The following is a 2720-nucleotide window of genomic DNA, read 5'->3' as shown; positions in this document are numbered from 1 at the left end:
CAACGGCAAAATTAAGGCTTTTGTTTAACACGCGCGGAAAGGGGTGAGAATGATCCAGGCCAATCGGTGTGAGCATGGGCATAAGCTCCCGGAAGAAAAACGCTTTAATCCACTCACGTTGATTGTCTCCCCAATTACTCCTGCGCAGAAAACGGATACCATGACGTGCTAGTTCTGGCAGAATGCTTTCGTTGAGCAACTGGTATTGCCGTGAAACAATTCGGTGTGTTTTTTCGGACACCAACTTGAAAGCCTGACGAGGAAGCATCCCATCCGGCCCAAAGCCTGGCGTATCCATTTTGATTTGTTCTTTTAATCCTGCCACCCGGACTTCAAAAAATTCATCGAAGTTGCTACTGACAATGCACAGAAACTTCAATCTTTCCAGTAATGGCGTTTCTTTGTTTTCGGCCTGGGCAAGCACGCGCCGGTTAAACTCAATCTGACTGAGTTCCCGGTTGAGGAATGGCGTAGAAATAGACAAGTCACTCATGTCGGCTGAATCTGGCATTTTCGGTTTATCGTGTTCAAGTTGTAACCGGGATCAGTCATTGCAACATATTACACTTTTAATTCAAGCTTATTTGTCAGTTGGGACATAGCCTGCTGGTTGATCAGCGCCGTCACCGAAGAAATAAGCCTCCATTTGTGCTGTGAGATATTTGCGTGCTTTGATATCGGCGAGATTCAGGCGATATTCGTTAACCAGCATGGTTTGGTGCTGAATCCATTGATTCCATGCTTCTTTGGATACATTCTCAAAAATTCGTTTGCCTAACTCGCCGGGCACAGTAGGAAAATCCAATCCTTCTGCTTCACGCCCCAGCTTGATACATTTCACTATTCTCGTCATATCATTTTTCCAAACAGGTTAACACAAGAAGCTGTCTTTTTTACTGATTATAAGTTATATGAAAACAATTAGTTGTCAGGATTTCTATTGTAGCGCAACACCCTGGATTACATTCATTTATTCCGGCGCAAGCAGAGTTTTGATCAGCACACTAGTGCAACTCTTGCCATGCTAAACCGGATTATATTTGCTTCATAAATACTTTTGAGCGACGTTGGTAATTGTAAAGATTCTGTTTGCGCTGAGGTAGCTTATCGGGAGTGGATTCGCTGAAACCCCGTTCAATAAACCAATGGGCTGTACGCGTGGTCAGGACAAATAATCTAAGATAACCTTGGGCTCTGGCTTGCTGCTCAATATGTTTGAGTAAAATACTGGCGCAGCCAGTTTTGCGATAGTGTGGGTGAACTGCGAGACAAGCCAATTCGCAAGCACTCTCATCAGGAAACGGGTAAAGTGCCGCACAGGCAATGATCATATTATCGTGCTCCAGCACAGTAAAACGATCAATCTCGATTTCTAATAATTCACGATTGCGTCGCACCAGCACGCCTTCATTCTCCAAAGGCTCAATTAATTGCAGGATACCGCCTATGTCTTCTATTTGGGCGCGACGTATGGTTTGTAGTGGTCCCTGCGTAATCATGCTGCCGATACCCTCGTGGCTAAATAATTCTTGCAATAAAGCACCTTCGATATGACGGCTGATCAGATGAACTCGTGCAACCCCATTCTCACAAGCATGCACTGCGCAAGGAAGATATAACTGGATATCATCTGCCAAATCAATTGGTGCAGTAAATTTCCTCAGGACTGACTTTGCTTCTGCCACAGTCAATTCACGCCATAAAGCGCTGCCTTGTTGTGCGGAGTCGTGCATGATGCCAAGTGGATCCATGAGAAAAATAAGTTTTTCTGCTTGAAGTGCAATGGCAACTTCGGTCGCAACATTTTCCAGTGTCAGATTGAATATTTCGCCAGTGGGCGAGTAGCCCAATGGTGAGAGCAAAATAATTTCTCCATTTTCCATTCTTGCGCGAATGACAGAGGTGTTGATTTTCCGTACTTCTCCGGTATACATCAGATCAATCCCTTCAAGTACGCCAATTGGACGCGCTGTAACGAAATTGCCGCTGGCAACGTGAATGGCAGAGTTTGCCATCGGTGAATTAGGCAATCCCATCGACATCAACGCTTCGATTTCAACACGAACTTTTCCGACAGATTCTTTAACACACTGAAGTGCGGCGGTATCGGTCACGCGCATTCCATTTACATACATGACCTCTAAGTTCTGCTGTTGTAATTGAGATTCAATTTGCGGCCTTGCACCGTGTACGAGAACCAGCTGGATTCCAAGGCTTGCTAACAGATTGAAATCGTGCACCAGTTCGACAAAATTTCCATCGGCCACGACTTCACCACCAAAAGCAATGACAAAGGTTTTACCACGGAAAGCGTTGATATAAGGTGCAACGGAGCGAAACCAAGAGACAAAATCAGTATTGCGTGTCATGTTCAGGTAACGATATTGTGAATATAATGAGAAATCAGCTTTTTCATGAGAGCATATCGATTATGCTGTATTTTATGAGAAGCTATACAATCTCACGGCATGCCTGGCGGCAAAAAGCTATTGTCTTGATTATGGAATGTAACAACTCACTCAATAATCTCCCCATAATGTCTGTATGGCTGCTATTGCAGCGAGCGCTGCGCTTTCTGTTCGCAAGATACGTTGGCCCAGGCAGATTGAAACAAACCTGGCAGCATAAGCTGTTTTTTCTTCTTCTGCGGTAAAGCCTCCTTCAGGACCGACAAGTAATGTCACTGTTGTATCGAGCGGTGGGGAAGGGAATTCAGCAAG

Annotated in this window: 3 protein-coding genes and 1 pseudogene; all 4 read right to left on the bottom strand. The window is 44.8% G+C overall.

Features of this window, described 5'->3' with window-relative positions; all coding sequences use genetic code 11:
* Nucleotides 1-511, bottom strand: a pseudogene (locus J5I83_RS11725) (RNA degradosome polyphosphate kinase); the annotation flags it as partial.
* 69 nt (nt 512-580) lie between these two features.
* On the bottom strand, nt 581-853 hold the full coding sequence (locus J5I83_RS11720; protein WP_304056264.1) for an oxidative damage protection protein: 273 nt from the start codon (nt 851-853) through the stop codon (nt 581-583).
* A 181-nt stretch (nt 854-1034) separates the two neighbouring features.
* Nucleotides 1035-2369, bottom strand: coding sequence for an amino-acid N-acetyltransferase (gene argA, locus J5I83_RS11715; protein WP_304056261.1), 1335 nt, complete (start codon nt 2367-2369; stop codon nt 1035-1037).
* A gap of 150 nt (nt 2370-2519) precedes the next feature.
* A partial coding sequence (locus J5I83_RS11710) for an RsmE family RNA methyltransferase (RefSeq protein WP_304056258.1) occupies nt 2520-2720 on the bottom strand: 201 nt, incomplete at its 5' end.

The sequence above is a fragment of the Nitrosomonas communis genome, assembly GCF_024102715.1.
Taxonomy (GTDB): Bacteria; Pseudomonadota; Gammaproteobacteria; order Burkholderiales; family Nitrosomonadaceae; genus Nitrosomonas; species Nitrosomonas communis_B.
Note: the sequence above shows the minus strand (reverse complement) of the source record. Positions and strands in the feature narration are given on the sequence as shown.

Excerpts from the sequence above, each read along its gene's own strand:
- J5I83_RS11720 (WP_304056264.1), bottom strand. The coding sequence starts at position 853 with ATGACGAGAATAGTGAAATGTATCAAGCTGGGGCGTGAAGCAGAAGGA.
- argA (WP_304056261.1), bottom strand. The coding sequence starts at position 2,369 with ATGACACGCAATACTGATTTTGTCTCTTGGTTTCGCTCCGTTGCACCT.